At 73.3% G+C, this 5,549-nt stretch carries 1 protein-coding gene and 1 pseudogene; both read right to left on the bottom strand.

Annotated elements, in window-relative coordinates:
* Positions 1–4,796: pseudogene (locus ACFY2L_RS38935) on the bottom strand (type I polyketide synthase); the annotation flags it as partial.
* Positions 4,797–4,895: 99 nt separating this feature from the next.
* The coding region (locus ACFY2L_RS38930) for a phosphopantetheine-binding protein (RefSeq protein ID WP_390824716.1) at positions 4,896–5,549 on the bottom strand (654 nt) is incomplete at its 5' end.

Genomic DNA, 5,549 nt, shown 5'->3' with positions numbered 1-5,549 from the left:
TCGGACAGCAGCCGCCACAGACCCTCCGGATCCCGCACCCCACCCGGGAACCGGCACGCCATCCCGACGATCACCACCGGATCGTCCCCGGCGACCACAGCAGCGGGAGCCTGGGCGACGGCCTGCGCCTCGGCCGCGTCCCCCAGCAGCCGCTCCCGCAGGTGCCGCGCGAGCGCCATGGGCGTCGGATAGTCGAACACGACCGTGGCGGCGAGGCCGGTGACACCCGTGAGGGCGGTGAGACCGTTGCGCAGTTCTACCGCGATCAGGGAGTCGACGCCCAGGTCACGGAAGGCACGCTCGGCCGGTACGGCGGCCGCGCCCGCGTAGCCGAGCACCGCGGCGGCGCAGGACTGCACCGTCTCCAGCAGGACGCGGTCCTGTTCGGCGGGCGTGAGGCCGGTCAGCCGGCCGAGCAGTCCGGCGCGGTCGTCGGTCGTGCTGCGCCCGGATCCCGGGGCGGCGGCCTCCAGGGCCGCGCGGGCCTCGGGCAGCGAGGCGATCAGCGGGTTCGGGCGCGTCAGGGTGAGGGCGGGGGCGAAGTCCGCCCAGTCGAGATCGGCGACGACGACGGCGGGCGTGTCGGACGCCACCGCGCGGGCGAGGACGTTCGTGGCCGCCTCGGCGTTCAGGGGGAGGACGCCGCCTCGGCGCATCCGCGAGGCGGCGCGGGTCTCGTCGGCCATGCCGCCGTCGGCCCAGGGACCCCAGGCGATCGAGGTGGCGGGCAGCCCGGCCGCCCTGCGCCGCTGGGCGAGCGTGTCGAGGAAGGCGTTGGCCGCCGCGTAGTTGCCCTGACCCGCCGCTCCGATGCTTCCCGCGAAGGACGAGAAGAGGACGAAGGCGTCCAGGTCGCGGTCACGGGTGAGTTCGTCCAGGTGCAGAGCGCCCAGCGCCTTCGCCCGCAGCACCGTCGCGAACCGCTCCGGCGTCAACGCGTCGATCACACCGTCGTCCAGCACACCCGCCGTATGCACCACCGCATCCACCGGAAACTCCGCCAGCACACCCGCCAACGCCTCACGGTCAGCCGCGTCACAGGCGACGACCGACACCCGCACCCCCAGCCCCGCCAGCTCGTCCCGCAACTCCTGCGCACCCGGAGCGTCCAAACCCCGACGACTGGTCAGCACCACATGACCGGCCCCCTCCGCCGCCACCCACCGCGCCACCCGCGCACCCAACGCACCCGTACCACCCGTGACCAGCACCGTCCCCCGCGGACACCAACCCCCGTCCCCACCAACAGGACGCACCCGCTCCAGCCGACGCCCGAACACACCCGACCCACGCACCGCGATCTGGTCCTCGTCGGCGAGTCCGCCCGACAGGACCGCGGCGAACCGGTGCGCGGTGCGGCGGTCCAGGACCTCGGGCAGGTCGATCAGACCACCCCAGCGGTCCGGGTACTCCAGAGCCGCCACCCGCCCCAGACCCCACACCGCACCCTGCACCGGATCCGCCGGACCGTCCGAACGACCCACCGACACACCACCACACGTCACCACCCACACCCGGCCACCCACACCCGCGTCACCCAACGCCTGCAACAGGATGGCGACCGCGCCGCACGCCTGTACGGCATCTGTGGCGGCGCCGGTGCCGAGGACGATCCCCGAGACCTCGCCGTCGGAGGCGGCAGCCCCCAACTGGGCCGCGAGGGAGGCGCGTTCGGGGGTGGCGGGGAGTTCGACCAGCACGGGGGCGGCGCCGCGTGCGGCCAGCTCCGCCGTGAGGGCGTCCGTGGCGGCGTCCTGTGCGGCGCCCTCGGGCCGGAGTACGAGCCACCGGCCGGAGAGCGCGGTGCCGGTCGACGGTTCGAGCGGCTTCCAGTGGGCCCGGTAGAGCCACTGGTCCGCCCTGGAGCGTTCAAGGCGGCGGTGCCGCCAGGACGACAGGGCCGGGACCAGGGTGTTCAGGGACTCCTCGGCGAGCCCCAGCGACTCGGCGAGGGAACCGAGGTCGCCGCTCTCGACGGCGTTCCAGAACTCCGCCTCGGCGGCGCCACCGGCCGGCCGCTCACCGTCCCCGCCGCGGCCCGCGGCCGGGCGGCCCTGGTCCGCCAGCCAGTAGCGCTGGTGCTGGAAGGCGTACGTGGGCAGCTCCACCCGGCGTCCGCCGGGCAGGACGGTCTCCCAGGCGACGGTGGCGCCGTGGGCGTGCAGCCGGGAGAGCGCCGTGACGATGCTGTCGGTCCCGTCCCGGTCCTTGCGCAGGACGGGGGTGAACAGGACGCTGCCGCTGTCGACGGAGTCCGCGGCGGCGACCGCCTCCGGGCAGTCCTGGGCCAGTGCGGTGAGCGTGCCGTCGGGGCCGAGTTCGAGGTAGCGCGTGGTGCCCCGCGCGGCGAGGGTGCGTACGGCGTCGGCGAAGCGGACCGCCTGCCGGGCGTGTCGCACCCAGTGGTCCGGGGAGCGCAGTTCCTCGGCCGTGGCGGCCGTGCCCGTGAGGGTGGAGACGATCGGGATGTCCGGTTCCGCGTATGCGAGGCTCTCGGCCACGGCCCGGAAGTCGTCGAGCATCGGTTCCATCAGCGGCGAGTGGAAGGCATGGCTCACCCGCAGGGCAGTGACCTTACGGCCCTCGCCGCGGAAGCGGTCCGCGATCTCCGCGACCGCCTCGGCCGCACCCGAAATCACCACGGAATGCGGCCCGTTGACCGCGGCGACGCCCACCTCGTCACCGAGCAGCGGCAGCACCTCGTCCTCGGACGCCTGGAGCGCCACCATCGCCCCACCGGCCGGCAGCGCCTGCATCAGCCGGCCCCGCGCCACCACCAGACGACACGCGTCCGCCAGCGACCACACCCCCGCCACATGAGCCGCAGCGATCTCACCGATCGAGTGCCCGACGAGCACGTCCGGACGCACACCCCACGACTCCAGCAGCCGGAACAGCGCCACCTCAAGGGCGAAGAGCGCGGGCTGGGCGTACTCCGTACGGTTCAGCAGATCCGCGTCCTCACCGAACACGATCTCCCGCAGGCCGAACGGCAGTTCCGCGTCGACCGCGTCGAAGGCTTCGGCGAAGACCGGATGCTCGTCGTAGAGATCGCGTCCCATGCCCAGCCGCTGGGAGCCCTGTCCCGCGAAGAGGAACGCCGTACGGCCGTCCGGCTGGGCGGTGCCGGTGACGATGCCCTCGGCCCGGTCACCGGCGGCGAAGGCGGTCAGTGCGTCGACGAGCCGGGCGTGGTCGGAACCGATGACGGCGGCCCGGTACGGCAGTGCCGACCGGTGCGCGGCGAGCGACCAGGCGACGTCGAGCGGCTCGGCGCCGGGGTGTTCCCGCAGGTGCGCGAGGAGGCGGGCGGCCTGGGCGGGCAGGGCTTCGGGGGTACGGGCCGACAGGATCCAGGGCAGTGTCCGGGGGGCCTGGTGCGGCAACGCGCGGGGGGCGGCGGACGCGGTGTCGTCGTCGGCGGGCGTCTCCAGGTTCTCGGGGGCTTCGTCCTCGGGGGCCTCCTCGAGGATGGCGTGGGCGTTGGTACCGCTGACGCCGAAGGCGGACACGGCGGCGCGCCGCGGCCTGCCTTCCTCACCGGCCCACTCCTGCTCCTGGGTGAGCAGTTCGACGGCGCCGGCCGACCAGTCCACGTGCGACGACGGGGTGTCCACATGCAGGGTGCGCGGCAGCAGGCCGTGCTGCATCGCCAGCACCATCTTGATCACGCCGGCGACACCGGCCGCCGCCTGCGTGTGCCCGATGTTCGACTTCACCGACCCCAGCCACAGGGGCCGTTCACGATTCTGGCCGTAGGTGGCCAGCAGTGCCTGCGCCTCGATCGGATCACCGAGGGTGGTCCCCGTGCCATGCGCCTCCACCGCGTCCACGTCCGCGGCGGACAGGCCCGCACCCGCCAGCGCGGCCCGGATGACCCGCTGCTGCGAAGGACCGTTCGGCGCCGTCAGACCATTCGACGCACCGTCCTGATTGACCGCGCTGCCCCGCACCACCGCCAGCACCCGGTGTCCGTTGCGCCGCGCGTCCGACAGCCGCTCCACCAGCAGCATGCCCACGCCCTCGGACCACCCCGTGCCGTCGGCGGACTCCGCGAACGCCTTGCACCGGCCGTCCTCGGCGAGCCCCCGCTGCCGCGAGAACTCCACGAACACACCCGGCGTCGACATCACCGTCACCCCGCCGGCCAGCGCGAGGTCGCACTCGCCGCCCCGCAGCGCCTGCACCGCCAGGTGCAACGCCACCAACGACGACGAACACGCCGTGTCCACCGTCACCGCGGGACCTTCCAGGCCGAGCGCGTACGAGACGCGACCGGAGACCACGGACGTGGAGTTGCCGGTGAGCAGGTGGCCTCGTACGTCATCGGGGATGTCACCGAGGCCGGCGCCGTACTCCTGGTTGCTGCATCCGACGAAGACGCCGGCGCGGCCGCCCCGCGCCGACTCGGGGTCGATGCCGGCGTGTTCGAACGCCTCCCAGGACGTCTCCAGCAGCAGCCGCTGCTGGGGGTCCATCGCGACGGCCTCGCGCGGGGAGATCCCGAAGAAGGCGGGGTCGAAGTCGCCGGCGTCGTGGACGAAGCCGCCCTCACGGGCGTAACTGCCGTCCACGCGCCGGGCTTCCGGGTCGTACAGCGTCTCGGCGTCCCAACCGCGGTCCGTGGGCCACGCGGAGATGGCGTCGGTGCCGTCGGCCAGCAGCTGCCAGTAGTCCTGGGGGGACCGTACCCCGCCGGGGAACCGGCAGCTCATCCCGACGATCGCGATCGGCTCGTCCTCGCGGGCCTCCAGCTCCTGGAGCCGCCGACGCGTCTCGGCCAGGTCGGCAGTGACCCACTTGAGGTAGTCCCGGAGCTTGTCTTCATTCGCCATTGGAACTTGCCCCATACGTCGTAGCGGTAGGAACGATTCGGCCTGCTGTGACGCGGGCGCTCAGGACCGGCCGAGTTCCCGGTTGATGAAGTCGAAGATCTCGTCGTCCGAGGCCGCCTCGAGGTGCTGGCTGACGGAGGCTTTGGGATCACCCTCGCTCTGATCACCCAGCTCGGTCAGCATGCTGCGCAGGCGCGCCTTCGCGAGAGCCCTGGCGCGGTTCTCTGGGGAAAGCCTTGAAATCGTGGCGGCCAGCCGGTCCAGCTCCGCCGCGAGGACGGTCTCCGGCTCCTCCTCCTCGGTGCCGAACAGCTCGGCGTCGAGGAAGGCGGCCAGATGGCGGGGGGTCGGGTAGTCGAAGACGAGGGTGCTGGGCAGCTTCAGGCCGGTCTCGGCCGCGAGCAGGTTGCGCAGCTCGACGGCGGTCAGGGAGTCGACGCCGAGCTCCCGGAAGGCCTGGCCCGATCCGACACCGCCGGTGTCGCCGTGTCCCAGTACCTCGGCCGCCCGCCCGCGCACCAGGTCGAGCAGTGCCTGCCCGCGCTCGTCCGCCGACAGTCCGCCCAGCTTCTCCCTCAGCCCGGCATCGCGTGTGCCGTCCTGCTGCCCTGAGGCCCCTGTGGTGGTGAGGGCGGTGCGGGCTTCGGGAAGACCGGCCAGCAACGCGCTGGGCCGCACGCTCGTGTACGCCGGAGCGAACCGCTCCCACTCCAC

It is taken from the genome of Streptomyces sp. NPDC001381 (assembly GCF_042895685.1).
Classification (GTDB): Bacteria; Actinomycetota; Actinomycetes; order Streptomycetales; family Streptomycetaceae; genus Streptomyces.
Note: the sequence above shows the minus strand (reverse complement) of the source record. Positions and strands in the feature narration are given on the sequence as shown.